General features: G+C 67.7%; 22 protein-coding genes. 19 read left to right on the top strand and 3 right to left on the bottom strand.

Going from position 1 to position 24,463, the window contains the following annotated elements; translation table 11 throughout:
- Positions 1 to 15: 15 nt before the first annotated feature.
- The 3 genes from secD to ACZ0AA_RS04400 all read left to right on the top strand — a co-directional run bounded on the left by secD (position 16) and on the right by ACZ0AA_RS04400 (position 5,053).
- Positions 16 to 1,746: a protein translocase subunit SecD gene (gene secD, locus ACZ0AA_RS04410; protein ID WP_400860247.1), complete on the top strand. Its 1,731-nt coding sequence runs from the start codon at positions 16 to 18 to the stop codon at positions 1,744 to 1,746.
- On the top strand, positions 1,746 to 2,735 hold the full coding sequence (gene secF, locus ACZ0AA_RS04405) for a protein translocase subunit SecF (RefSeq protein ID WP_400860249.1): 990 nt from the start codon (positions 1,746 to 1,748) through the stop codon (positions 2,733 to 2,735). Before secD ends, secF begins: the two co-directional genes overlap by 1 nt.
- Before the next feature lie 68 nt (positions 2,736 to 2,803).
- Positions 2,804 to 5,053, top strand: a complete 2,250-nt coding sequence (locus ACZ0AA_RS04400; protein ID WP_400860251.1) for a RelA/SpoT family protein — start codon at positions 2,804 to 2,806, stop codon at positions 5,051 to 5,053.
- On the opposite strand, the gene ACZ0AA_RS04395 is transcribed toward ACZ0AA_RS04400, so the two are convergent.
- Positions 5,040 to 5,591: a type IV toxin-antitoxin system AbiEi family antitoxin gene (locus ACZ0AA_RS04395; protein ID WP_463512230.1), complete on the bottom strand. Its 552-nt coding sequence runs from the start codon at positions 5,589 to 5,591 to the stop codon at positions 5,040 to 5,042. The genes ACZ0AA_RS04400 and ACZ0AA_RS04395 overlap by 14 nt on opposite strands.
- Before the next feature lie 61 nt (positions 5,592 to 5,652).
- Entirely contained in the window at positions 5,653 to 7,014 is a 1,362-nt protein-coding gene (locus ACZ0AA_RS04390; RefSeq protein WP_400860255.1) for a DUF349 domain-containing protein, read from the bottom strand.
- A 215-nt stretch (positions 7,015 to 7,229) separates the two neighbouring features.
- Between ACZ0AA_RS04390 and nirB the strand changes: the two genes are divergently transcribed.
- The 4 genes from nirB to ACZ0AA_RS04370 are packed head-to-tail and all read left to right on the top strand — an operon-like array spanning position 7,230 to position 12,062.
- On the top strand, positions 7,230 to 9,809 hold the full coding sequence (gene nirB / locus ACZ0AA_RS04385; protein WP_463512229.1) for a nitrite reductase large subunit NirB: 2,580 nt from the start codon (positions 7,230 to 7,232) through the stop codon (positions 9,807 to 9,809).
- Entirely contained in the window at positions 9,806 to 10,174 is a 369-nt protein-coding gene (gene nirD, locus ACZ0AA_RS04380) for a nitrite reductase small subunit NirD (RefSeq protein ID WP_463512228.1), read from the top strand. The genes nirB and nirD overlap by 4 nt, the downstream gene beginning before the upstream one ends.
- 11 nt (positions 10,175 to 10,185) lie before the next feature.
- Complete coding sequence (gene cobA, locus ACZ0AA_RS04375) at positions 10,186 to 10,938, top strand: uroporphyrinogen-III C-methyltransferase (protein ID WP_463512227.1); 753 nt, start codon at positions 10,186 to 10,188, stop codon at positions 10,936 to 10,938.
- On the top strand, positions 10,935 to 12,062 hold the full coding sequence (locus ACZ0AA_RS04370; RefSeq protein WP_463512226.1) for a uroporphyrinogen-III synthase: 1,128 nt from the start codon (positions 10,935 to 10,937) through the stop codon (positions 12,060 to 12,062). The genes cobA and ACZ0AA_RS04370 overlap by 4 nt, the downstream gene beginning before the upstream one ends.
- A gap of 72 nt (positions 12,063 to 12,134) precedes the next feature.
- On the opposite strand, the gene ACZ0AA_RS04365 is transcribed toward ACZ0AA_RS04370, so the two are convergent.
- Entirely contained in the window at positions 12,135 to 12,431 is a 297-nt protein-coding gene (locus ACZ0AA_RS04365; protein ID WP_463512225.1) for a hypothetical protein, read from the bottom strand.
- A 111-nt stretch (positions 12,432 to 12,542) separates the two neighbouring features.
- Between ACZ0AA_RS04365 and ACZ0AA_RS04360 the strand changes: the two genes are divergently transcribed.
- From ACZ0AA_RS04360 to efp, 12 genes are all read left to right on the top strand, one after another.
- The gene (locus ACZ0AA_RS04360; protein ID WP_463512224.1) at positions 12,543 to 13,874 is read left to right on the top strand and encodes a replication-associated recombination protein A; all 1,332 of its coding nucleotides are present in this window, start codon (positions 12,543 to 12,545) and stop codon (positions 13,872 to 13,874) included.
- A gap of 161 nt (positions 13,875 to 14,035) precedes the next feature.
- The gene (gene rpsD, locus ACZ0AA_RS04355; RefSeq protein ID WP_052677824.1) at positions 14,036 to 14,665 is read left to right on the top strand and encodes a 30S ribosomal protein S4; all 630 of its coding nucleotides are present in this window, start codon (positions 14,036 to 14,038) and stop codon (positions 14,663 to 14,665) included.
- Positions 14,666 to 14,770: 105 nt separating this feature from the next.
- Positions 14,771 to 14,959: a hypothetical protein gene (locus ACZ0AA_RS04350; RefSeq protein ID WP_400785398.1), complete on the top strand. Its 189-nt coding sequence runs from the start codon at positions 14,771 to 14,773 to the stop codon at positions 14,957 to 14,959.
- Positions 14,960 to 15,040: 81 nt separating this feature from the next.
- Positions 15,041 to 17,701: an alanine--tRNA ligase gene (alaS, locus tag ACZ0AA_RS04345; protein WP_463512223.1), complete on the top strand. Its 2,661-nt coding sequence runs from the start codon at positions 15,041 to 15,043 to the stop codon at positions 17,699 to 17,701.
- Positions 17,698 to 18,174: a Holliday junction resolvase RuvX gene (gene ruvX / locus ACZ0AA_RS04340; protein WP_400860270.1), complete on the top strand. Its 477-nt coding sequence runs from the start codon at positions 17,698 to 17,700 to the stop codon at positions 18,172 to 18,174. Before alaS ends, ruvX begins: the two co-directional genes overlap by 4 nt.
- The gene (gene mltG, locus ACZ0AA_RS04335; protein WP_463512222.1) at positions 18,174 to 19,712 is read left to right on the top strand and encodes an endolytic transglycosylase MltG; all 1,539 of its coding nucleotides are present in this window, start codon (positions 18,174 to 18,176) and stop codon (positions 19,710 to 19,712) included. The genes ruvX and mltG overlap by 1 nt, the downstream gene beginning before the upstream one ends.
- Positions 19,709 to 20,524, top strand: coding sequence for a shikimate dehydrogenase (locus tag ACZ0AA_RS04330; RefSeq protein ID WP_463512221.1), 816 nt, complete (start codon positions 19,709 to 19,711; stop codon positions 20,522 to 20,524). The genes mltG and ACZ0AA_RS04330 overlap by 4 nt, the downstream gene beginning before the upstream one ends.
- 51 nt (positions 20,525 to 20,575) lie before the next feature.
- Positions 20,576 to 21,805 (top strand): chorismate synthase, encoded by a 1,230-nt coding sequence (aroC, locus tag ACZ0AA_RS04325; RefSeq protein WP_400860275.1) that lies wholly within the window; start codon positions 20,576 to 20,578, stop codon positions 21,803 to 21,805.
- Positions 21,789 to 22,307: a shikimate kinase gene (locus ACZ0AA_RS04320; RefSeq protein ID WP_400860276.1), complete on the top strand. Its 519-nt coding sequence runs from the start codon at positions 21,789 to 21,791 to the stop codon at positions 22,305 to 22,307. Before aroC ends, ACZ0AA_RS04320 begins: the two co-directional genes overlap by 17 nt.
- A complete protein-coding gene (aroB, locus tag ACZ0AA_RS04315; RefSeq protein ID WP_463512220.1) occupies positions 22,304 to 23,392 on the top strand; it encodes a 3-dehydroquinate synthase in 1,089 nt (362 codons plus the stop codon). Before ACZ0AA_RS04320 ends, aroB begins: the two co-directional genes overlap by 4 nt.
- A complete protein-coding gene (gene aroQ / locus ACZ0AA_RS04310) occupies positions 23,389 to 23,826 on the top strand; it encodes a type II 3-dehydroquinate dehydratase (protein WP_400860278.1) in 438 nt (145 codons plus the stop codon). The genes aroB and aroQ overlap by 4 nt, the downstream gene beginning before the upstream one ends.
- Before the next feature lie 75 nt (positions 23,827 to 23,901).
- On the top strand, positions 23,902 to 24,462 hold the full coding sequence (gene efp, locus ACZ0AA_RS04305) for an elongation factor P (RefSeq protein ID WP_140037127.1): 561 nt from the start codon (positions 23,902 to 23,904) through the stop codon (positions 24,460 to 24,462).
- The last annotated feature ends 1 nt before the right edge of the window (position 24,463 follow it).

The following is a 24,463-nucleotide window of genomic DNA, read 5'->3' as shown; positions in this document are numbered from 1 at the left end:
GAAAGCTGATCACACGTGGCCACTTCTTCCCCGGTCCGTCATGCCTGGCGGGTCCTCATGGGCCTGCTCCTGGTGACGGGCGTCCTCTTCGGCATCAACGCCCTCGGCGTCCACGTGTTCGAGAAGAGCTCCTGGACCCCTGAGCTCGCGCTCGACCTTCAGGGCGGCACGCAGATCGTGCTGAGCGCGGAGACCGAGGATGGAGCTGCGCCCTCGCCGGAGCAGCTCGACCAGGCCGCGTCGATCATCCGTCAGCGCGTCGACGCGTCGGGCGTGGCCGAGGCCGACATCACCACCGAGGGCGGCCGCAACATCGTGGTCCAGATCCCTGGTGTGGCCGACGAGCAGACCCGCGCCCGCATCCAGTCCAGCGCGCAGCTGGAGTTCCGCCCCGTGCTCGCCACGACCGCGGGGACGAACACCTTCGTGGGTGAGGACGGCAACGAGACTGCCTACCCGGCGCCGGACGACTCGGTGAACGACACCCCGACCGCCGAGCCGACGGATGCGAGCGACCTGTCATGGGTCACTGAGAAGCTCGCGGCCGAGTTCCAGGCGTACGACTGCGCCAACCCCGACAACGATCCGTCGAATGCGCCCAAGGATCAGCCGCTCATCGCGTGCGATCCCTCCGGTCAGGCGAAGTACCTGCTCGGTCCGACAGAGCTCACCGGTGATGCGATCACGGACGCCACCGCCGGCCGCGATCCGCAGTCCGGTGCGTGGAACGTGCAGCTCACGATGAACGGCGACGGCGCCGAGGCGTTCGGCGAGGTCAGCACCCGACTGAACCAGAACCGCCTGGCGGAGCTCTCGCCGCGTGACCAGTTCGCCTTCGTGCTCGACGGTTCGGTGATCAGCGCACCGCGGATGAACGGCCAGATCCTCGACGGTCGCCCCAGCATCTCGGGCGACTTCGATCAGGAGTCCGCGACCGCTCTGGCAGACCAGCTCAAGTTCGGCGCGCTGCCGCTGAGCTTCGAGGTGCAGAGCGACGATACGATCTCGGCGACGCTGGGAACCCAGCAGCTCCAGATCGGTCTCATCGCCGGACTCATCGGTCTCGCACTCGTCGCGATCTACTCGCTGATCGTGTACCGGGCACTCGGAACGGTGATCATCGCCTCGATCGCGGTGATGGCGGTGCTCACCTACGTCATCATCTGCATCCTCGCGTGGCGACTCGGCTTCCGTCTGTCGCTCGCCGGCGTCGCAGGTCTCATCGTCTCGATCGGTTTCACCGCAGACTCGTTCATCGTCTACTTCGAGCGAATCCGAGACGAGCTGCGCGACGGGAAGTCGATCACCTCGGCGGTCGAAGACGGCTGGGGCAGAGCCAAGCGGACGATCTACATCTCGAAGTCGATCAACATCCTCGCCGCGGTCGTGCTCTACATCCTCGCCGACTCCACAGTGAAGGGCTTCGCCTTCACACTGGGTCTGACGACCCTCATCGACGTGTTCATCTTCGTGATCTTCACCCACCCGGTGATGCAGCTCCTCGCCCGCACGAAGTTCTTCGGCGGGGGTCACAAGCTCTCGGGCCTCGACCCGGACTCGCTCGGCGCGGTGTACCGCAGCCGATCGCAGTTCCGCGCTGTATCCGCCGCCTCCTCGGGGCGCGGCGCGAAGAACGCCAGGGCCAAGGGCGAAGCCGAGCGCCGTCAGACCATCGCAGAGCGCAAGCGCGCCGAAGCACTAGCCGGTGACAGATCCAGCCGCACCGGAAGCGAGGGGGACGCCTGATGGCTTCCATGAACGAGTTCGGAAACAACCTCTACACGGGAAAGACATCGTTCCCGTTCGTCGCGAAGCGCCGCCTGTGGTTCATCATCGCGATCGTGCTGGTCGTCGGTTCGGCTCTGGTGCCCCTCTTCCGCCCGATCCAGTTCTCCATCGAGTTCACCGGCGGATCGCAGTTCACCGTGCAGGCACCGGACAGTCTCGAGCAGGAGACCGCGACGACAGCAGTGCAGTCCGTCGTGCCGGGAGCGGCGACCAAGGTCGTCGTCGTCGGCGGCAAGGACATCCGCGTCCAGACCGATCAGATGAGCGCGGCTGAGACGCAGCAGGTCGCCAACGCCCTCGCAGACGCCTACGGCATCGACCCCGAGAGCGTCACCTCGTCGTTCATCGGACCGGCGTGGGGAGAGAACGTCACCAAGCAGTCCCTGTGGGGGCTCGCGATCTTCCTCGCACTGACCTTCCTGATCCTCGCGATCTACTTCCGCACGTGGAAGATGTCTGCGGCCGCGATCATCGGACTGCTCGACGTGCTCGTCATCACGGTCGGCGTCTATGCCCTTGCCGGCTTCGAGATCTCGCCCGCCGCCGTCATCGGATTCCTCACGATCCTCGCGTACTCGCTGTACGACACGACGGTGGTGTTCGACAAGATCAGAGAGAACACGACGGAGGACGGCGAGAACTCGTCTCGGACGTTCGGCGAATCGGTCAACCTCGCGGTGAACCAGACGCTCATCCGATCGATCAACACGTCGGTCGTCGCGGCACTGCCCGTGGGAGCCGTGCTCTTCATCGGCGCCTTCTGGCTCGGCGCCGAGTCGCTCACCGACATCTCGCTCTCGATCTTCGTCGGCATCCTGGTCGCGACGTACTCGACGCTGTTCGTCGCCGCGCCGCTGTACTCGCTGTTCCGTGAGAACGAGCCGCAGATCGCGGCGCGCGACGCGAAGATCCGCGAGGCTCGAAGCCTCGCCACCGCAGAGGCCTGATAGTCCCCGCTCTGCGGGGCCGCACCCCGCAGAGCACGCGTAAGCTGTTGTGATTCGGAGGTGAGCGGATGGCGGAACCGCAGACGGCGTCGCAGGGATCCAGCCTGAGACGACTGGTTCCCCGCATCTTCTCCCGCGCGCCCAGGGTCAACGATCTCGACAATCTCATCCGCACGGTGCGGGCGAACCATCCGAAGGGCGACCTCGCGGTCATCGAGCGTGCCTACACGGTCGCCAAGGACAAGCACGCCGGGCAGCAGCGTCAGAGCGGCGAGCCGTACATCACGCACCCGCTCGCGGTCGCGCAGATCCTCGCCGAGATGGGCCTCGGACCTCGTGCGATCGCGGCGGCACTGCTGCACGACACCGTCGAGGACACGGGCTACGCCCTCACCGACCTCACGGCCGAGTTCGGCGACGAGGTCGCGATGCTCGTCGATGGCGTCACCAAACTCGACAAGGTCAAGTACGGCGAGAGCGCGCAGGCCGAGACCGTCCGCAAGATGATCGTCGCGATGTCGAAGGACATCCGCGTCCTGCTCATCAAGCTCGCCGACCGGCTGCACAACGCACGCACCTGGGGCTTCGTGCCGCCTGAGAAGGCCGCGAAGAAGGCGAAGGAGACTCTCGAGATCTACGCGCCGCTGGCCAACCGCCTCGGTATCCAGGCGATCAAGTCGGAGCTCGAAGACCTCTCGTTCGCCGTCCTCCACCCGAAGATCTACAACGAGATCCACAACCTCATCGCCCAGCGCACCCCGCAGCGGGAGAAGTACCTCGCTCAGGTCGTCGAGGAGATCGATGAGGATCTGCGCGATCTCCGCATCCGCGGCAAGGTCGTCGGACGCCCGAAGCAGCTGTACTCGGTCTATCAGAAGATGGTCGTGCGAGGTCGTGAGTTCGACGACATCTACGACCTCATCGGCATCCGGGTGCTCGTCGCCTCCGTGCGCGACTGCTATGCCGTCCTCGGCGCGATCCACGCGCGATGGACACCACTTCCCGGCCGTTTCAAGGACTACATCGCGACCCCGAAGTTCAACCTCTACCAGTCCCTGCACACCACGGTGATCGGTCCGTCCGGACGCACGGTCGAGATCCAGATCCGCACGCACGAGATGCATCAGCAGGCCGAGTACGGTGTCGCGGCGCACTGGATGTACAAAGAGCGCATGAACGGCGGCAAGGCCGAGGTGCGCGCATCAGACAGCGACATGGCCTGGCTGGCGCACATCTCCGACTGGCAGGCGGAGACCGCTGACCCTGGGGAGTTCCTCGATTCTCTCCGCTTCGAGATCGGCGCCAAAGAGGTCTACGTCTTCACACCCAAGGGGCGTGTGGTCGGACTCCCCGCCGGCGCGACACCCGTCGACTTCGCCTACGCAGTGCACACCGAGATCGGGCACCGCACGATGGGGTCGAAGGTCAACGGACGTCTCGTGCCTCTGGAGTCGGAGCTGAAGAGTGGCGATGTGGTCGAGGTCTTCACGTCGAAGAACCCCGATGCCGGCCCCAGCCAGGACTGGCTCGGCTTCGTCAAGAGCACCCGTGCACGCAACAAGATCCGCGGGTGGTTCACGAAGGAGCGGCGCGAGGAGGCCATCGAGCAGGGCAAGGAGGCCATCGCTCGCGCGATGCGTCGCCAGAACATGCCGCTGCAGCGCCTGATGAGTCAGGACTCGTTCGCCGAGGTGGCTCACCAGCTCCGCTACGAAGACGTCTCGGCGCTGTACGCCGCCGTGGGCGAGGGGCATGTGTCGACGCAGTCGGTGCTCGAGAAGGTCACGGCGCTGGTCGCGGCGACCGACCCTGCCACGGGTCCCATCGATCTCCCCGGCAGCATGCCCTCTCGCGAGCCTCGCTCGGGCGACTCGGGCGTTCTCGTGCGTGGTGCATCCGACATCCTGGTCAAGGTCGCGAAATGCTGCACCCCGGTGCCCGGCGATGCGATCGTCGGATTCGTCACGCGCGGCAGCGGCGTATCGGTGCACCGCACCGACTGCCCGAACGTCAAGGCACTCGAGAGCGAGGAAGACCGATTCGTCGAGGTGTCTTGGGCGCCGACGACGAAGAGCGTGTTCCGAGTGCAGATCCAGGTCGAGGCTCTCGACCGGTCTGGTCTTCTCTCCGACGTCACCCGGGTGCTGAGCGAGCACCACGTCAACATCCTGTCGGCGACGGTCAGCACCACGGACGAACGTCTCGCGATCAGCCGCTTCGTGTTCGAGATGGGCGACGCCGTGCACCTCGACCGCGTGCTGAACGCCGTGCGTCGCATCGACGCGGTGTACGACGTCTACCGCGTCACCTCGTCCTGACGAGCAGTCGTTCAAGCGCACCGCGTCCGGCCAGCTTCCCCGGCACGCGGATCATGGTGTCGAGTTCGCTGAGCGCAATCCGCACGAGCCCCGGTTCGGCGTGGGCGAGGAGAAGCATCCATCGCCGCAGCGACTCGTCGCGATGCAGTCCGAGGGCGAGGTCGACCATCGTGCGCTCAGGGCTCATCACCGGAACTCCGCCGAGCAGCACGACGTCCGTTCGAGCAAGCGCGGTGTCGTGCAGGATCACCCGAGGAGGCAGCGCAGGGCGGATGCGGTGGCTGACCGCGCGCCTGACGTGGTGGCGCGCGGGTGGCGTGTCGCCGGCCCCATGAATCCATGCTGCGGACGGCCCGGAGGCCGCAGTGTGGACGGGGACGAGAGTCGCGATCGCAGCCGCTCGCGCACTCGGGGTCTCGATCAGATCAGCGGGGATGTACCCCTCGCCGAGATCGACCAGGTGCCCGTCGATCCTCGCCGCGCTGAGTTCGGGGATCGTGAGGCGAACGCCGGGCAGGTACAGGAAAGCGGAATGCATCACGCCAGTCTGGCGCGGTGCATCCCGCGTTCCGAGTCGATCCGGGGATCTGTGGAGAAGGTCAGCCGCCCAGGGCGTTGAGCCAGGTGCGTCGCGCTTCGAGAGCATCGGCGGCAGCCTTGGCCGCCTTCTTGTCTCCTGACTTCTCCGCGGCGGCGAGCTCGGCCTCGAGCTTCTCGATCGCCTCGAGGAGCTGCGAGCTCATGTCGTTGGCGCGTGCCTTGGTCTCGGGGTTGTTCTTCTTCCAGTCGACCTCTTCACGAGCCTTGAGCGCCTGCTCGATCACGCGAAGTCGATCATCGAGAGCGCGCTCCTTGTCGCGGGGGAAGATACGACCGATCTCATCCCACTGGCGCTGGATGCCGGTGAGCAGTGCACGCGCACGCTTGATGTTCGGTTCATCGGCCACGGCCTTAGCCTCTTCGAGCAGTGCCTGACGAGCCTCGATCTTCGGGGCGGAGTCAGCCTCTTCGGCAGCGGACTGCTCGGCACGCGCCGAGTACAGTGCGTCACCGGCCGCCTTGAACCGCGCCCAGAGGGCGTCGTCGGCCTTGCGCCCGGCACGGCCCGCGGCCTTCCACTCGTCCAGAAGGGTGCGGTACGCCGGGATGCCGTCGACGCCGCGGGGTGCGAGGGCCTCCGCACGTTCGACCAGACGGGTCTTCGCATCGCGGGCGCTCTTGTGCGTGTCGTCGAGCTCGGAATAGAAGGCACGGCGTGCCTTGTCGACGGTTCCACGCGCGTCGCGGAACCGCTTCCAGAGCTGCTGCGAGACGCCCTTCGACAGGCGCGGACCGTTCTGCTGCTGTGCCTGCCAGGCGTCGAAGAGCTCGCCGAGCTCAGCGGTGACCTGCTTCCACTGCACCTTCGACAGATCGCGGGCGGCGATCTCCTCGGCGCGCTCGACGAGGGCGGTGCGCTCCGCGATGGCCTTGTCGACCAGTTCCTTCGCCTGCTGCGCCTCCTGAGCCGTCGCCTCGGACAGCGACGAGGTCAAGGCGTTCAGGCGTTCGCGGAGTCCGGCGAGGTCGCCGACGGCGGCCGCATCCGTCGCCTCGGCGAGGAGATGCCCTGCCTGCTTGACGAGATCGGCGGCGGAGGCGCCACCTGCCTGGTGACGCTGTTCGAGCGTGTGCACCTTGAAAGCGATGTCCTCGTATTTGCGCACGAAGTATGCGAGAGCTTCGTCGGGGGTGCCGTCAGGGTACTGGCCGACGACGCGCCACTCCTCACCCTCGCGAACCTCGACGGTGCCGTCGTCTGCGACACGACCCCACTTCGCGGCATCGGACGACGCGGTGACGGCTGCGGCAGCTGCTCCCGTCGGGGCGACAGCTGCGGGCGTCGGCACCTTCCGCGGCAGGGGCGCGGCAGGGGGAGCGGGAACGGGGGGAGTCGGCTTCGACGGCTCTGTGGCAGACACGGTGATTCTCCTTGCGCGGTAGGGCCCGCGGGAGGCGGAAAGGACGAGCTTCAGCCTAGTACGAGAGCGAGGTTGCAATGTGGTGCTCGGATCTCACAATGGCCGTTACCGATCTGTGAGCGAATCGTTCGACGCACGAAACACCACGCGTCACATCTGGGAAACACCAGGCTCCTATCGTCGCCATCACGACGTCCCCCGGCGATTGGAGCAGCATGAGCGAGGTCTTCCTCACCCCCAAGGAGATCGTCGTCGTCGGTGCGGGTATGGTCGCGCACCGTTTCGTCGAGAGTCTGATCAGTCGAGCTGAGACACCCCTGCATGTGACGGTGATCGGCGACGAGGCGCGCAGGCCGTACGACCGGGTCGGTCTCAGCGGGTTCTTCTCGGGATCGACGCCGGAGGATCTGGAGCTCGATCCTTCGGTCTTCGACGACTTCCGCGTGCGGTTCCTCCCCGATGACAGGGTGCTGCGGATCGACCGCGCGGCACGCACCGTCACGACGAGGTCGCGCACGAGCATCCCCTACGACACGCTGGTGCTCGCCACGGGCTCGTACGCCGCCAAGGTCGCGGTCGACGGCGCCGACCTGCCCGGCTGCTTCGTCTACCGGACCCTCGACGATGTGCAGGGCCTCAAGGACTTCGTCACGCAGCGGAGCGGAGTGCTCGGCCGTCCGCTGCGCGGCGCGGTCATCGGCGGAGGTCTGCTCGGCCTCGAGGCCGCCGGCGCGCTGCAGGGGATGGACGTGGAGGCGACCGTCGTGCAGTACTCGGATCGCCTGATGTCGGCGCAGCTCGACTCAGCGGGTGGAGGGATGCTCAAGCGACTGCTCGAAGCGCGCGGGATCTCGGTGCGCACCCAGTCGCGCACGACGCGTCTCGACCCCGACACCTCGGGTGCGGTCACCGCGCTCGAGTTCCAGGACGGCTCAGTCGAAAGAGCCGACGTCGTCGTCTTCACGGTGGGCGTGCGGCCGCGCGACGAACTCGCACGAAACGCGGAGATGCTCGTGGATCCGCGGGGCGGGATCATCATCGACGACCGGTGCGCGACCTCCGACCCGCACATTCTGGCGATCGGCGAGGTCGCCAGCTTCGAAGGCCGGTGCGTCGGCCTCGTGGCACCCGGCTACGCGATGGCGGAGGTCGCCGCCACCCGGCTCCTCGGCGGCGACGCGGCGTTCCCCGGATACGACGACTCCTCCAAGCTCAAGCTCTCGGGCGTCGACGTGGCGAGCTTCGGTGATACGATGGCGACCACGCCGAACGCTCTCGATGTCGTCTATGCCGATCCTGTGGCAGGGGTCTACAAGAAGCTCGTGCTGTCGGACGACGCGCAGACGCTGCTCGGTGGGATCCTCGTCGGCGACGCGGCAGCCTACGGCGCCCTGCGGCCGCTGGTGGGCGCAAAGCTCGGAGCAGACCCTGCCGCATATCTCCTGCCGGAAGGAGGCAATGAGGCCCCCGGCGGAGAGCTGCCGGACGAGGCCGTCGTCTGCTCGTGCTCCAATGTGACGGCGGGGCGCATCCGCCAGGCGGTGCACGACGAGGGCTGCACCGATGCCGCCGCGGTCAAGGGATGCACGAAAGCCGGCGCCACCTGTGGTTCGTGCGTCCTGATGGTGAAGAAGGTCGTCGGCCAGGAGCTGACGAAGCTCGGTCAGACCGTGTCTCACGCCCTGTGCGAGCACTTCGATCTCTCACGCCGACAGCTGTTCGACGCGGTGCGCGTCGCGCAGCTCACGACCTTCAGTGCGATCGTCGACCGGTTCGGACGAGGGCGTGGGTGCGACATCTGCAAGCCGGCGATCGCCAGCATCCTGTCGGTCCTCGTCGGAGCTCACGTGCTCGACGGGGAGAACGCCACGCTGCAGGACACGAACGACCACGTGATGGCGAACATGCAGAAGGACGGCACCTATTCGGTCGTGCCGAGAATGGCCGGCGGCGAGGTCACCCCGGAGGGCCTGATCGCGATCGGCCAGATCGCGAAGGACTTCGCGCTGTACACGAAGATCACAGGCGGTCAGCGCATCGACATGTTCGGGGCGCGGCTCGAGCAGCTGCCGGTGATCTGGCAGCGTCTGGTGGACGCAGGCTTCGAATCGGGACAGGCATACGGCAAGTCCCTGCGCACGGTGAAGTCGTGCGTCGGCTCGACCTGGTGCCGGTACGGAGTGCTGGACGCCGTCGGGATGGCGGTGAAGCTGGAGCTCCGCTATCGAGGGCTTCGCGCGCCACACAAGCTCAAGCTCGGCGTGTCTGGATGCGCTCGTGAGTGCGCGGAGGCGCGGGGCAAGGACGTCGGAGTGATCGCCACCGAGACCGGATGGAACATGTACGTCGGCGGAAACGGCGGGTTCACTCCGCGGCACGCCCAGCTGCTGGCCTCCGATCTCGACGACGAAGGTCTGATCACGGCCATCGATCGGTTCTTCATGTACTACATCCGTACGGCCGATCGTCTGCAGCGCACGGCTCCGTGGTGCGAGGATCTCGAAGGAGGCCTCGACGGCCTCCGGAGCGTGATCTTCGACGACAGTCTCGGTATCTGCGCCGACCTCGATGAGGCGATGGCGCAGCATGTCGATCGCTACGAGGACGAGTGGGCGGCGACCCTCGCCGACCCCACCAAACTCGAACGGTTCCGGTCGTTCGTGAATGCGGCGGACACCCCGGATCCGTCGCTCGCCTACGTCTCGGAACGCGGTCAGATCCGTCCGGCCACCGCGGAAGAGCGACGGACCGGCGGGGTCCTGATCGCCGGCACCGCTCTCGAGGTGCGTCGATGAGCATCGCAATCGACCCCTCCACGCACGTGCGGGTGTGCGCGATCGGCGACCTCGAGGTCGAGCGCGGGCGCGCGGCCCTCATCGACGGACAGCAGGTGGCGCTGTTCCTCCTTCCGGACGGGACGGTGCACGGTGTCGACAACCTCGACCCGTTCACCGGCGCGCACGTCATCTCGCGCGGGATCGTCGGCAGCCGGGGAGACGCCCCCACCGTCGCTTCTCCGCTGCACAAGCAGGTCTTCGACCTCCGTACCGGCGAGTGCATCGAGACCCACGGCAAGCCGCCGGCAGCGCTGCGGGTGTGGCCGGTCGCGATAGAAGACGGCGACGTCTACGTCGGGACGCCGGAGAGCACGGACTCATGAGGCGAGCACGAGTGGGCAGGGTCGATCTGATCGGAGGAGGGCCGGGTCCCGCCGATCTCATGACGGTGCGCGCGTACCGGCTGCTCATGGCGGCCGATGTCGTGATCGCCGATCGCCTCGGGCCGTTCGAGGAGCTCAGGAACGAGCTTCCGCCGCACGTCGAGATCATCGACGTCGGCAAACGACCGGGCCATCATCCTGTACCGCAGCACGAGATCGACGCGCTGCTGGTGGATCGCGCTCTCGCCGGGCACCGGGTGGTGCGCCTCAAAGGCGGCGACCCGTTCGTGCTCGGGCGGGGCGGAGAAGAGGTTCTCGCGTGCGAAGCAGCCGGCGTGCCGGTCAGCGTGACGCCGGGCGTCAGCAGCGCGATCTCCGTGCCCCAGGCCGCGGGGATCCCGGTGACCCACCGCGGCGTCGCGTCTGGTGTGCACATCGTCAACGGGCACGGCGAGCTCACCGCGAGTGCGCTCGCATCCATGGCAGATCCGTCTGTCACCACCGTGATCCTGATGGGGGTGGCATCCTTGCCGCGGCTGGCCGCATCGGCCGTCTCGCACGGCGTGTCCGGCGACACCCCCGTGGCGATCGTCGAGAACGGGCACACCGAGAGGCAGCGGACGATTCGCAGCACCCTCGCGCGGGCGGCGGAGGATGCGGCGTCGGCCCAGCTGGTGAACCCGGCCGTCATCGTGATCGGTGAAGTCGCTCGGGCGGGGCTCCTGCTGCCGACGCCGGCGATGATCGCGGAGAGTATCACATGACGACCGCGCGGGCACTGGACTCGGCGCTGGCCGGATGCACGATCATCGTCGCGGCCGACCGCCGTTCGATCGACCTGGCGACCGCTCTCGAACGTCGGGGAGCGGTCGTCCATCGAGCGCCCGCATTGAGCATCGTCACCAACTCCGATGACGCCGAACTGCTCGCCCGCACCGAGCGGGTCATCGGCTCTCCGCCGGACATCGTGATCGTGACCACCGGGGTGGGGTTCCGCGGGTGGATGGACGCGGCGCACGAGCACGGACTCGACGGGCAGCTCGACGCGGCGCTGCAGGGCGCCCACTTCGTCGCCCGAGGTCCGAAGGCGCACGGTGCGATCCAGCAGGCCGGTTTCACCGCCGACTGGGTCGCCGAGTCCGAGACGTCTGCCGAGGTGGGCGAATACCTCCTCGCCTCCGGCGTGGCGGGCAAGCGGATCCTCGTGCAGCATCACGGTGCCGGAGCGGACGGACTCGACGAGCTGCTGGCGGATGCCGGAGCCGACGTGCTGAGCATCACGGTGTACCGCTGGGGTCCTCCTCCGGATCCTGACGTGGTGCGACGTTCGGCGCTCCAAGCCGCAGGCGGAGAAGCCGATGCCGTGCTGTTCACCTCGGCGCCGGGAGCGGCATCGTGGATCGCGTTCGCCGAGGAGTCGGGCGCCCTGGAGAGCATCAGAAGGCGCGCCGAGTCGGGACGCCTCCTGCTGGCGTGCGTGGGGCCGATCACCGCGGCACCCCTGCAGACCGCGAACCTCCGCACCACGATCGCCGACCGAGGGCGACTCGGATCGCTCGCCCGAACGGTCATCGCGCACTTCGGAGGAGGGAGGGCGCCGTCGCTGCCGACCGACGCGGGCCTCGTCGAGGTCCGCAGCGGCGGAGTCCTCGTGGACGGCGCGTTCATCCCGCTCTCGCGCTCGGCGGCGGCGCTGATAGAAGCGCTGGCCTCGGCAGGTGGCCGTGTGCTCTCGCGGGCCGAGCTCGGCGGGGTGCTTCCGGGGGCCGAGCGCAACGGACACGCGGTCGAGGTCGCCGTGGCTCGGCTGCGGGAGGCACTCGGGGGCAATGAACTCGTGCACACCGTCGTGAAGAGAGGCTACCGCCTCGCCGTCACCGAGTACTGAGGGCCGCGGCAGGAGCCGACGGATCAGCAGATGTCGCAGTTCGTGCGCTGCAGACGAGGGCGAACCGCGGGTTCACTCGGCCGGAGCGTCTGAGGGGGCGGGTTCGGGACTCGCGGGTTCTGTCGGCAAGGGCGCGTCGGTCGGCTCGACGGTCGGCGTGGGGGAGGGCGCGGGCGGGTTCACCTGAGCGTGCACGACCTGACTCACGACGGCGCCGGCGACGATGAGCACGCCGACGACGACGGCGATCACGTTGTCGCGGGCGCGACGGCGGATCTGCCCCTCGTGCCAGGTCTTGCGGGCGGTGTGCAGGCGCGCGCGCTCCGCCTCGGTGCGCGACTGCTGCGTGCTCTTCCCGCGTCCGGCCATTGCGTGCTCCCTTACTGGACGTGAATGTGCAACGTCGCCTGAGAGCCTACCGTCGAGATCGCGCCGGCCTCTCCCGCCCGAAGTGTCGGCGCCCCGCGTTAGCCTGGACGAATGACCTCCGCAGCCGCACTGCTCTCCGGGCAGACGCCTCTCGCCGTGCGCATGCGCCCTGTGTCTCTCGACGAGGTCGCCGGTCAGAAGCACCTGCTGCGTGCCGGTTCCCCGATCGTCGCCCTGGCCGACCCTGCCGCCACCTCGCCGGGCGCCGTGTCGATCATCCTCTGGGGGCCGCCGGGCACGGGCAAGACGACCCTCGCGCAGGCGATCGCGCGGTCGTCCGGTCGCAGGTTCGTCGAGCTCTCGGCGATCACCGCCGGCGTGAAGGACGTGCGTGAGGTCATGCAGGAGGCGATCACCCAGCGCGACCTGTACGGCCAGACCACGATCCTGTTCCTCGACGAGATCCACCGATTCACCAAGGCGCAGCAGGACGCGCTGCTGCCCGGGGTCGAGAACGGCTGGGTCCTGCTGATCGCCGCGACCACCGAGAATCCCTCTTTCTCGGTGATCTCGCCGTTGATGTCGAGGTCGCTGCTCCTCACCCTGCAGCCGCTGACGGACGACGACATCGGGCTGCTCGTCGATCGGGCGGTGATCGATGCGCGCGGACTCAACGGTGCGGTGACCCTGGCCGATGACGCGCGCGCTGCCCTCATCCGACTGGCTTCCGGCGATGCGCGTCGCGCGCTCACCGGGCTCGAGGCGGCGGCAGCCGTCGCTCTGTCCAAGGGCGAGGAAGGCGCGGTGCCCGCCGCGACCGCCGATGACGTGGCTCAGGCCGTCGACAAGGCGCTGCTGCGATACGACCGCCAGGGCGACGAGCACTACGACGTCATCAGCGCGTTCATCAAGTCGATCCGCGGATCAGATCCCGACGCCGCACTGCACTACCTCGCCAGGATGATCGAAGCGGGGGAGGACCCCCGCTTCATCGCGCGACGTCTCGTGATCTCCGCATCTGAAGACGTCGGACTCGCCGACCCCCAGGCGCTCTCTATCGCGGTCGCCGCTGCCGATGCGGTCGCCTTCATCGGCATGCCGGAGGGGCGTATTCCGCTCGCTGAAGCGACCGTCTACCTCGCCACGACCGCCAAGTCGAACGCGGCGTATGTGGGGATCGACCAGGCGATCGCCGACATCCGATCCGGAGGCTTCGGGCGGGTGCCGCTGCATCTGCGCGATGCGCACTATCCGGGTGCCAAGCGGCTCGGCCACGGTCGGGGATACGTCTACCCGCACGACAGCGAGTTCGGCATCCTTCCGCAGCAGTATCTGCCTGACGAGCTGCGGGGAAAACGCTATTACGAGCCCAAGAACCTCGGTGCCGAACGCGACATCTCGGCCCGCCTGGAGCGCATCCGTCGCATCCTCGACGGCCGCTGACGCGAATCTGTTAGACTGGATCGGCTCGAAACCAAGTTTTCGGGCATCTCCTCGTTCACACCCCACCTTGCTGGCGCCCCGGCGTGCGCTCCAAGGAAGAACGCGGACGATACGTCCGTGAGTCGTGAAAGACGCGACCACGTCATCGGAAGGATAACTTCGTGACCACGAAGTCCCAGGACCGCCGCAAGGTGCGTCTGAGCCGTGCACTCGGCATCCCGCTCACCCCGAAGGCCGCCCGCTACCTCGAGAAGCGTCCCTACGCTCCGGGTGAGCACGGCCGCACCAAGCGCAAGGCTGACAGCGACTACGCCGTCCGTCTGCGTGAGAAGCAGCGTCTGCGCGAGCAGTACGGCATCCGCGAGAAGCAGATGCGCAACACGTTCAACGAGGCTCGCCGTCAGGACGGCCTGACCGGTGAGAACCTGGTCGAGCTGCTCGAGATGCGTCTCGACGCCCTCGTCGTGCGTTCGGGCTTCGCCCGCACCACCGCACAGGCTCGTCAGCTCGTCGTGCACCGTCACATCCTCGTCGACGGTCAGCTCGTCGACCGCCCGTCCTTCCGCGTGAAGCCGGGTCAGCTCATCCACGTCAAGGCCAAGAGCGAGGGCACCGAGCCCTTCCAGGTCGCAGCGGCCGGCGGTCACGCCGAGGTCCTGCCTCCCGTTCCCGGCTACCTCGAGGTCGAGCTCGACAAGCTCCAGGCTCGCCTGGTTCGTCGCCCGAAGCGCGCCGAGGTCCCCGTGACCTGTGAAGTGCAGCTCGTCGTCGAGTACTACGCAGCTCGCTGAGTTCAGCTTTTCCGCAGAAGGCGTCGGGGTCACCCGACGCCTTCTGTCGTTTCCGCATACGATGGAAGCACCGCGCCCACGCGGGCCAGAGGCAAGGATGGCGACATGAAGAACGTGCAGTGGTTCCTGATCGGTGTGATCGGCGGCTTCATCGCGGCGCATCTCATGAACAACGACCCGCGCGGTCATGAAATCCTCGCCGAGGTCGACGCCCGCTTCAACGAGTTCACCGGGATCGTCGGCGATGCCTTCCGCGAGGAGCAGGCTCGTCTCACCGACCCCGCTGACGACTGACCGTCACGGCACCCTCGCCGCGACCCCTCGTCAGTCGGCACGCCCTTCCACACCCTGTACGCAAGGACACCTGGCACCCCTATGAAAACTGCGGAGATCGCGGAACGGTATCTCGACTTCTTCGAGAAGCACGACCACCTCATCGTCCCTTCGGCCTCTCTGGTCAGCGACGATCCGTCGTTGCTGTTCACGGTCGCCGGGATGGTGCCGATGATCCCGTACCTCACCGGAGTCGTGCCCGCACCGCATCCGCGAATCGCCGACCTGCAGAAGTGCATCCGCACCAACGACATCGAAGAGGTCGGCAAGACCGCGCGTCACGGCACCTTCTTCCAGATGATGGGCAACTGGTCGTTCGGCGACTACTTCAAAGAGGGCGCGATCCGCTACGCGTGGGAGCTGCTGACGAGCTCCGAGGCCGACGGCGGGCTCGGGTTCGACGAGAAGGACCTCTGGGTCACCGTGTACGAGACGGACGACGAGGCCGAGGCCATCTGGCGCGACATCATCGGCCTCAAGCCCGAGCGCATCCAGCGTCTGGGACGCGCCGACAACTACTGGAACACCGGCCAGCCCGGCCCCGGTGGACCTGACAGCGAGATCTTCTTCGACCGCGGCCCCGCGTACGGCAAGGACGGCGGCCCGGCGGCCGACGACTCGAGGTTCCTGGAGATCTGGAACCTCGTGTTCATGCAGGACTTCATCGAGAACATCCGTGGCAAGACCGAGTTCGACATCGTGGGGGAACTGCCCCAGAAGAACATCGACACGGGCATGGGGCTCGAGCGCGTCGCCTTCCTCAAGCAGGGCGTCGAGAACATGTACGAGACCGATCAGGTGCGCCCGGTGCTCGACCGCGCGGTCGAGCTCTCAGGCCGCCGCTACGGTGCGGTGCACGAAGACGATGTGCGCTTCCGAGTGGTGGCTGATCATGTGCGCTCGTCGCTCATGCTGCTGTCGGACGGCGTCCGCCCGTCCAACGAAGGACGCGGCTACATCCTCCGACGCCTCATGCGGCGCACGGTCCGCTCCATGCGACTGCTCGGCGTCGACGAGCCGGTATTCCCCGAGCTCTTCGCCACCTCGCGAGACGCGATGAAGTCCGCCTACCCGGTGCTCGAGAAGGAGTGGGCGACCCTCTCCGCCTCGGCCATCGCCGAGGAGGAGACCTTCCGGCGCACGCTGGCATCGGGGTCCACGATCCTCGACCTCGCGCTCGACGAGACCAAGAAGAGCGGCGGAGCGTCGCTGAGCGGCTCCGAGGCCTTCCTGCTGCACGACACGTACGGGTTCCCGATCGATCTCACGCTCGAGGTCGCGGAGGAAGCGGGTCTCGCGGTCGACCGCGAGGCGTTCGACACGCTGATGCAGGAGCAGCGCTCACGCGCCAAGGCCGATGCACGCAATCGCAAGCGTCAGCTCGCGGACGTCTCGGTGTACCGCGATCTCCGTGCGCTGGGCGAGACGGGCTTCGACGGATACTCCGAGCTCGAGGTCGATTCGCGCATCCTCGGCATCCTCGTCGACGGTCACACGGTTCGCAGCGCGGCCGAGGGACAGATCGCCGAAGTCGTGCTTGCCGAGACCACGCTGTACGCCGAGTCCGGGGGCCAGGTCGCCGACAAGGGCGTGATCGTCGGACCCGGGTTCGAACTCGAGGTGCTCGATGTGCAGCGCCCGGTGCCCGGACTCATCAGTCACACCGTCGAGATCACTCGCGGTGTCGTCGCCGTCGACGATGCGGCCACCACCGTCGTCGACGCGGCGAATCGCCGCGCTGCGCGCCAGGCTCATTCGGCGACTCACCTCGTGCACGCGGCGCTCCGCGACACTCTGGGGCCGACCGCCACGCAGGCCGGTTCACTCAACCGCGCCGGGTACATGCGATTCGACTTCTCGTGGTCTCAGGCGCTCTCGGCAGACACGCGCACCGAGATCGAGGAGATCACGAACCGCGCCGTCAACGACGCTCTCGAGGTCACCACCCGCATCGTCACGCTCGACGAGGCGAAGGAAGCCGGAGCCATGGCTCTCTTCGGCGAGAAGTACGGCGATGTCGTGCGCATGGTCGACATCGGAGGTCCCTGGTCGCGCGAGTTGTGCGCGGGCACCCACGTCAGCACGAGCGCGGAGATCGGTCTCGTCAGCGTCGTCGGCGAATCGTCCGTCGGCGCGTCGAACCGCCGTATCGAAGCGCTGGTCGGTCAGGACGCCTTCCGGGAGCTCGCGGCGGAGCGGGCGCTGGTGTCGCAGCTGACGACCTCGCTCAAGACACCTCGCGACCAGCTGGCCGAGCGCATCGCCGATCTTTCTGCGAGCCTCAAGGCGGCCGAGAAGCGCATCGCGCAGTTCGAGTCCAAGGAGCGCGCAGGTCGTGTTCCCGCCATCGCCGATGCGGCGAGCCGCGTCGGCGCGTTCCGGGTCGCTGCGCAGTCGCTCGGCGAGGTGGCTTCGGCCGACGACGTGCGCGAGCTCGTCCTCGGTGTCCGGGACCGCCTCGGTTCCGACGCTGCGGTCGTGGCCCTCGGTGCCTCGGTCAACGGTCGCCCTGTGGTGGTCGTCGCGACGAACGATGCCGCTCGCGCAGCCGGAGCGAAGGCCGGAGCACTCGCGAAGCGCGCCGCTTCGGTGCTCGGAGGAGGCGGCGGTGGTCGTGACGACGTCGCTCAGGGCGGAGGCACGGATGTGGCCGCCTTGTCGGCCGCGCTCGAGGCCGTGTCGCAGGAGCTGCAGTCAGCGTGAGCGGTTTCCGCCGCGGCGTGCGGATCGGTGTCGACGTCGGACGGGCACGCGTCGGGGTCGCGCGTTGCGATCCGGACGGCATGCTCGCGGTGCCTGTCGAGACGGTTCAGCGGAACGAACAGGCGATCGACCGGATCGCCGCGATCGCCGAGGACTTCGACGTGCTCGAGTTCGTGGTCGGGCTTCCGGTGAACCTCATGGGTGCGGACACTGCGTCGACGACGGACTCCCGGGAGTTCGCCGCTGCTCTGCATGCTCGCACCGGCACGCCCGTCAGGCTGGTCGATGAGCGGCTGAGCACCGTCACGGCACACGCCGCGTTGCGTTCTTCGGGCAGATCACAGAAGAACTCTCGTAGCATTGTGGATCAGATCGCCGCGGTGGTCCTGCTGCAGCAGGCGATCGACACGGAGAAGAGCACCGGAAACCCGACCGGTGCCACGATTCCGCTCGACGAGGAGTCCCCCCGATAATGCCCGAACGTGAGAGTGCTTCGCCTCAGCACGATCCGGACGCCCGCCTGGGTGACCTGTTCGAGAACCTTCCCGACCCGTCGCAGCGGATACCGACGGTCGACAACACGCCACCCGCACCCGGGTCTCGGAGAGCGGCGCGCGAAGCCGCGGCCGCACAGCCGTCCGCTGCTCCTGCAGGCACGTCTCCGGACACCTCGACAGGTGAGGACGTGTCGACCCGCGCGATGCCGACGGCCGCGACCCGCGACGCGGCCGACGCTCGCTCGGCCGCGTCGTCCATGCCGTCGGAGGATGCGGCTGCTCCCGCCGACGGAGCCTCCGATCTCACCTCTGACGGGCCCGCCGGCGACGTGCCGCCCGCCCGGGCCGGGGATGGCTCCGCAGCTGGCGGCCGGCTCGAGGACCTCTTCCACGGACATCCGGAGGATCACACCGGAAACCGACCGCCGGCGAAGAAGAAGCGACGCACCGGGTGCCTCGTCGCCCTCGTCATCGTCCTCGCCGTGATCGGCGGCATCGTCGGCGCAGGCGTCTGGGCGTGGAACGCGTACGGCGACAAGATCAGCGATGCCCTCGGCTGGGGCGATCCCAAGGACTGGGAGCCGGGGATGGCCACCGGCGAGGTGCTCGTCACGATCCATGAGGGCGACACGGGCTCACCGGTGTCGACCGCACTGTACGAGGCCGGCGTCACGCGCACGGAGGACGTCTTCTACGACTATCTCGTCACCGAGAACGTCGCGGTGACCTTCTACCCGGGCATCTACTCCCTGAAGGAGAAGATGACGGCCGAAGCGGCGCTCGAGGCGCTCCAGAACCCCGAGAACAAGCGCGAGAACTCTGCGAGCGTCGGCGAGGGTGCAACCATCGAATCTTCGCTGCCCGACATGGCCGAATCTCTGGGGATGCCCATCGAGGAGCTCCAGGCGGCGGTCGATGCGGATCCTGCGACTTACGGTGTCAGCGCGCAGAGCCTCGAGGGGTGGCTCTTCCCGGCCGTCTACACGTTCGATCCGGAGGTGACCGCCACCCAGGTCGTCCAGCGCATGGTCGATCGCACGAAGGAAGCGCTCACGGAAGCCGCTGTGCCTGCGGAGGACGCGCAGCGCGTCCTGACCATCGCATCGATCATCCAGCGTGAAGGCCTCACCGCAGATTTCCCGAAGGTGTCTCGCGTGATCGAGAACCGTCTCGACATCGACATGAAGCTGCAGATGGACTCGACTGCGCAGTACGGATACGGCTCGCTCCACGAGGGTGTCGTCTCGAGTTCTGCCGAGGCCCTCGAGGACGACAACCCGTGGAACACCTACGTGCACACGGGCCTGCCGGTCACGCCGATCGCCAGCCCGAGCTACGCGGCGATCGACGCGGCGATGCATCCCGCAGACGGTCCATGGCTCTACTTCGTCACGACGAACCTCGCCACCGGAGAGACCCAGTTCTCGGTCACCTACGAGGAGCACCTGCAGGGAGTCGAGAAGTGGGAGCAGTGGTGCCAGGAGAACCCCGACGGGGGATGCTCGGCCGGATGACCCAGCGGCGCCTCGCGGTGTGGGGAGACCCGATCGCGCACTCCAAGTCCCCTCGACTGCATGCTGCGGCATACGAGGCGCTCGGACTCGACTGGGAGTACACGCGTCTCCAGGTCGATCAGGCCTCGTTCAGCGGCGCTCTGGGCGCTCTGGACGATTCATGGCGCGGGCTGTCGCTCACGATGCCCCTCAAGGAGCAGGCGCATCGAGCAGCGCGAACACACGATCGCTACGCGGACCTCACCGGCGCGGTGAACACACTGCTGTTGACGGACGGCATCCACGGTTTCAACACCGACGTCGGCGGCATCGTGGACGCTCTGGGCGAGCATGCGCTCCTCGGCATCGGGAGCGTGCGCATCCTCGGGGCCGGCGCCACAGCCGCATCCGCCCTGGTCGCGTGCGTCGAAGGAGGATCCCGCTCCATCGAAGTGCGCGCACGCCGACCTGAGCGTGCAGCCGAGCTCGTGGCTATCGGTCGACGGCTCGGGGTCGAGGTCTCGTCGTCCCCGTTCGACGCAGATGCGGTCGACGTCGGTCTCACCGTTGCGACGCTTCCCGGGGGAGCGGCCCTCGACGACGCGACCTCCGCACGCTTGAGTGCGAGCGGGGGAGTGCTGTTCGATGTCGCCTACTCGCCCTGGCCCTCGGCGCTCGCCTCCACCTGGAGAGACGGACGCGCCGTCTCCGGCGAGGGGATGCTGCTGCGTCAGGCCGTGCGTCAGGTCCGGATCTTCCTGCACGGCGATCAGAGCGTTCCGCTGCCGTCCGAAGACGCCGTGGTCGCCGCGATGAGGGCCGCTCTGCGGTGAACGGTCGTCACGCGGCACGATCCGGGTCGAAACGCGTGGGAGACTAGAGCAATGCTCCGCGTGCTCACTGCCGGCGAATCGCACGGCCCAGAACTCATTGCCGTCATGGAGGGTCTGCCTTCGGGCGTCCCGGTGTCCTCCGAGGCGATCCAGGCCGATCTCGCACGTCGCAAGCTCGGCTACGGGCGCGGCTCGCGCATGAAGTTCGAGCAGGACGAGCTGACGATCTCGGGCGGCGTCCGCCACGGAAAGACCCTCGGCAGCCCGATCGCTCTCCGCATCGGCAACACGGAATGGCCCAAGTGGATCGAGGTCATGAATCCCGAACCCGTCGAGCTGACCGACAAGTCCCGTGGCCGGAGCGCACCGTTGACGCGCCCGCGACCGGGACATGCTGATCTCGTGGGCATGCAGAAGTACGATTTCGACGAGGCGCGTCCCATCCTCGAGCGTGCCAGTGCCCGGGAGACGGCCGCCAGGGTCGCCCTCGGCGCCATCGCCCGCTCGTTCCTCGGCGAACTGGGCATCCGCCTGGTCAGCCACACGCTGTCGATCGGTCCCGTCCGGGTGCCGGACGGTGCTGCGCTTCCGACCCCGGATGACGTCGAGCGGCTCGATGCCGATCCGCTGCGCTGCTTCGACGCGGCCACCTCCGCTCTCATGGTGGCCGAAGTCGATGACGCGAAGAAGGACGGCGACACCCTCGGCGGAATCGTCGAGGTCCTCGCTTACGGTCTTCCGCCGGGGCTCGGCTCGCACGTGCACTGGGACCGCCGTCTGGATGCGCGTCTCGCGCAGGCCCTGATGAGCATCCAGGCGATCAAGGGGGTCGAGGTCGGCGACGGTTTCGAGACCACGCGTCGACGTGGCTCCGCCGCGCACGACGAGCTGTTCGCGACCGCAGAGGGCATCTCGCGCGGCTCGGACCGCGCGGGAGGCACCGAAGGCGGCATGTCGACCGGCACAGTGCTGCGTGTGCGCGCGGGCATGAAGCCGATCGCCACCGTGCCGCACGCTCTGCGCACCATCGACATCGCATCCGGAGAGGATGCCACCGCGCACCATCAGCGATCCGACGTCTGCGCTGTGCCTGCGGCCGGTGTCGTGGCCGAAGCCATGGTTGCGGTCGAGCTCGCCAATGCCGTGCTCGAGAAGTTCGGAGGCGACAGCATCGGCGAGACGCGCCGCAACCTCGACGGCTATCTCGCGGCGATTCCGGCCGAGCTGCGCACGACGCCCGCGTCCGAGGCGGCGCTCATCGCGCATGACGAGCGAGGCTGACCGGCTGACGCTGGTACTGGTCGGTCCGATGGCGGCCGGCAAGACCAGCGTCGGGCGTCGCGTCGCACGCAAGCTCGGGGTGCCCTTCGTCGACACCGACAAGCGCGTGGTCGCCGCACACGGCCCCATCCCCGCGATCTTCGCGGAGCACGGAGAGGCGCATTTCCGATCGCTCGAGCGCGCCGAGGTCGCAGCGGCTCTGCAGGCGGGCGGGGTGGTCTCTCTCGGCGGAGGGGCGGTGACGGACCCGGCCACGCGGACGCTGCTGCTCGAGCAGCCGGTCGTGTTCCTGACCGTCACCCCTGCGGCGGTGGCCGAACGCATCCACAGCGACGGACGCCCGCTGCTCGCGGGCGATGACCCCGTCGGCCGATGGACGCAGATCTTCGAAGAACGTCGAGACTGGTATGACGAGGTGGCATCGGTGACGTTCGACACGTCGCGGCGCCCCATGCAGCGCATAGCCGACGACATCGTGGCATGGAGGAGGGAACTGGGATGAGTACGACAAGCATCAGCGTGACGGGGGAGAACCCCTACGACATCTCGATCGGACGGGGCATCCTCGATCGGGTGTCCGCGGCCCTCGACGCCGGAGTGCGCAAGGTGCTCGTCGTGCACCCGCCCACGCTCGCCGCGCGCGCGGCGGAGCTCAGGGATCGGCTGCTCGCCGACGTCGACAACGGACAGCGAGAGGTTCTGCTCGCCGAGGTGCCGGATGCCGAACAGGGCAAGCGCATCGAGGTGGCCGCCTTCTGCTGGCAGGTGATGGGCCAAGCCGACTTCACGCGCTCGGACGCGGTCGTCGGATACGGCGGCGGAGCCGTGACCGATCTCGCCGGCTTCGTCGCGGCGACCTGGTTGCGCGGGGTGCAGCTCGTTCAGGTGCCGACCACCGTGCTCGGCCTCGTCGACGCATCCGTCGGCGGCAAGACCGGGATCAACACCGCCGAGGGCAAGAACCTCGTCGGCGCGTTCTGGGCGCCCCGTGCGGTGATCGGAGACCTCGATGAACTTGCCAGCCTCAGCCCGAACGAGGCGACCGCCGGCTTCGCGGAGGTGGTGAAGGCCGGATTCATCTGGTCCCCCGAGATCCTCGACATCATCGAAGCGGACCCCGCGCGCGCCGTGGACACGACGACGCCGGAGTTCCGCCGGGCGATCGAGCTCGCGATCGACATGAAGGCCCAGGTCGTCTCCGACGACTTCCGGGAGGCGGGGCAGCGCGAGATCCTCAACTACGGTCACACCCTCGGCCACGCGATCGAGCACGCGGAGAGATACCGCTGGCGGCACGGGGCGGCGGTCTCGATCGGCATGCTGTACGCGGCGGAGCTGTCACGGCTCGCCGGGCGGCTGTCGGACTCCGCCGCCGAGCGCCACCGCACGATCCTCGACTCGCTCGGGCTGCCGACCGGCTACCGTGCCGGTGCGTGGCCGCAGCTGCTCGCCACCATGCAGCGCGACAAGAAGAGCCGGGGCGGCATGCTGCGGTTCATCCTCCTCGACGACATCGCCAAGCCCACCGTGCTGCAGGCCCCCGACGAGTCGCTGCTCTTCGCCGCCTATCAGGAGATCGGCGAGTGACCCGCCGCATCCTGCTCGTCAACGGACCGAACCTCAACCTGCTCGGCAGCCGAGAGCCCGAGGTCTACGGCACGGCGACTCTGGCCGATGTCGAGAGGCTCACGGCTGAGGCCGCCGCGGAGGAGGGTTATGAGCTCAGGGCCCTGCAGAGCAACCACGAGGGGGTGCTGATCGACGCCATCCATGCCGCCAGGGAGGATTGCACAGCCATCATCATCAACCCCGGGGGACTCACGCACACGAGCGTCTCGCTGCGAGACGCCCTGACCGGAGTAGCGCTGCCCTTCGCCGAGGTGCACATCTCCGATGTGTACGCGCGGGAGGAGTTCCGGCATCATTCCTACCTTCACGACGTCGCGGCGGTGCGTGTGATCGGCGAGGGTGTCGACGGGTATGCGAGCGCCGTGCGGCAGCTCGCAGCGCTCATCGCGTAGAATCGACTCTCGGCCCACCCCAGTCCACCTCGGACGCGAGCGGCCCCCAGACTCCAGAAACGGAAAGCCCAGCGCATGGCATCTACCGCAGACATCAAGAACGGCGTCGTCCTCAGCATCGAGCGGCAGCTCTGGAGCGTCGTCGAGTTCCAGCACGTCAAGCCCGGCAAGGGCGGCGCGTTCGTCCGCACCAAGCTCAAGAACGTGATGAGCGGCAAGGTCGTCGACAAGACGTTCAACGCCGGCGCGAAGATCGAGATCGAAAACGTCGACCGTCGTGATTACACGTACCTGTACACCGATGGTGACGGGTACGTGTTCATGGACCAGACCGACTACGACCAGATCACGGTCCCCGCTGCGACTGTCGGTGACGCGAAGAACTTCCTGCTCGAGAACCAGCAGGTCACGATCGCACTCAACAACGGCAACCCGCTGTACATCGACCTCCCGGCTTCCGTGATCCTCGAGATCACTTACTCCGAGCCCGGTGTGCAGGGAGACCGTTCGTCTGCAGGCACGAAGCCGGCGACGCTCGAGACCGGCTACGAGATCCAGGTGCCGCTTTTCGTCGAGACCGGCACCAAGGTCAAGGTCGACACGCGCACCGGCGACTACCTCGGTCGCGAGAAGTAAG

The sequence above is a fragment of the Microbacterium sp. AC035 genome (assembly GCF_979258485.1).
The sequence above is the reverse complement of the archived record's forward strand: the minus strand, read 5'-3'. Positions and strand labels throughout refer to the sequence as shown.

Excerpts from the sequence above, each read along its gene's own strand:
- aroB (WP_463512220.1), top strand. The coding sequence starts at position 22,304 with ATGAGTACGACAAGCATCAGCGTGACGGGGGAGAACCCCTACGACATC.
- alaS (WP_463512223.1), top strand. The coding sequence starts at position 15,041 with ATGAAAACTGCGGAGATCGCGGAACGGTATCTCGACTTCTTCGAGAAG.
- ACZ0AA_RS04360 (WP_463512224.1), top strand. The coding sequence starts at position 12,543 with ATGACCTCCGCAGCCGCACTGCTCTCCGGGCAGACGCCTCTCGCCGTG.
- ACZ0AA_RS04320 (WP_400860276.1), top strand. The coding sequence starts at position 21,789 with ATGACGAGCGAGGCTGACCGGCTGACGCTGGTACTGGTCGGTCCGATG.
- ACZ0AA_RS04365 (WP_463512225.1), bottom strand. The coding sequence starts at position 12,431 with ATGGCCGGACGCGGGAAGAGCACGCAGCAGTCGCGCACCGAGGCGGAG.
- mltG (WP_463512222.1), top strand. The coding sequence starts at position 18,174 with ATGCCCGAACGTGAGAGTGCTTCGCCTCAGCACGATCCGGACGCCCGC.
- ACZ0AA_RS04350 (WP_400785398.1), top strand. The coding sequence starts at position 14,771 with ATGAAGAACGTGCAGTGGTTCCTGATCGGTGTGATCGGCGGCTTCATC.
- ACZ0AA_RS04330 (WP_463512221.1), top strand. The coding sequence starts at position 19,709 with ATGACCCAGCGGCGCCTCGCGGTGTGGGGAGACCCGATCGCGCACTCC.
- nirD (WP_463512228.1), top strand. The coding sequence starts at position 9,806 with ATGAGCATCGCAATCGACCCCTCCACGCACGTGCGGGTGTGCGCGATC.
- efp (WP_140037127.1), top strand. The coding sequence starts at position 23,902 with ATGGCATCTACCGCAGACATCAAGAACGGCGTCGTCCTCAGCATCGAG.
- aroC (WP_400860275.1), top strand. The coding sequence starts at position 20,576 with ATGCTCCGCGTGCTCACTGCCGGCGAATCGCACGGCCCAGAACTCATT.
- nirB (WP_463512229.1), top strand. The coding sequence starts at position 7,230 with ATGAGCGAGGTCTTCCTCACCCCCAAGGAGATCGTCGTCGTCGGTGCG.
- ACZ0AA_RS04395 (WP_463512230.1), bottom strand. The coding sequence starts at position 5,591 with ATGCATTCCGCTTTCCTGTACCTGCCCGGCGTTCGCCTCACGATCCCC.
- secF (WP_400860249.1), top strand. The coding sequence starts at position 1,746 with ATGGCTTCCATGAACGAGTTCGGAAACAACCTCTACACGGGAAAGACA.
- ACZ0AA_RS04370 (WP_463512226.1), top strand. The coding sequence starts at position 10,935 with ATGACGACCGCGCGGGCACTGGACTCGGCGCTGGCCGGATGCACGATC.
- ACZ0AA_RS04400 (WP_400860251.1), top strand. The coding sequence starts at position 2,804 with ATGGCGGAACCGCAGACGGCGTCGCAGGGATCCAGCCTGAGACGACTG.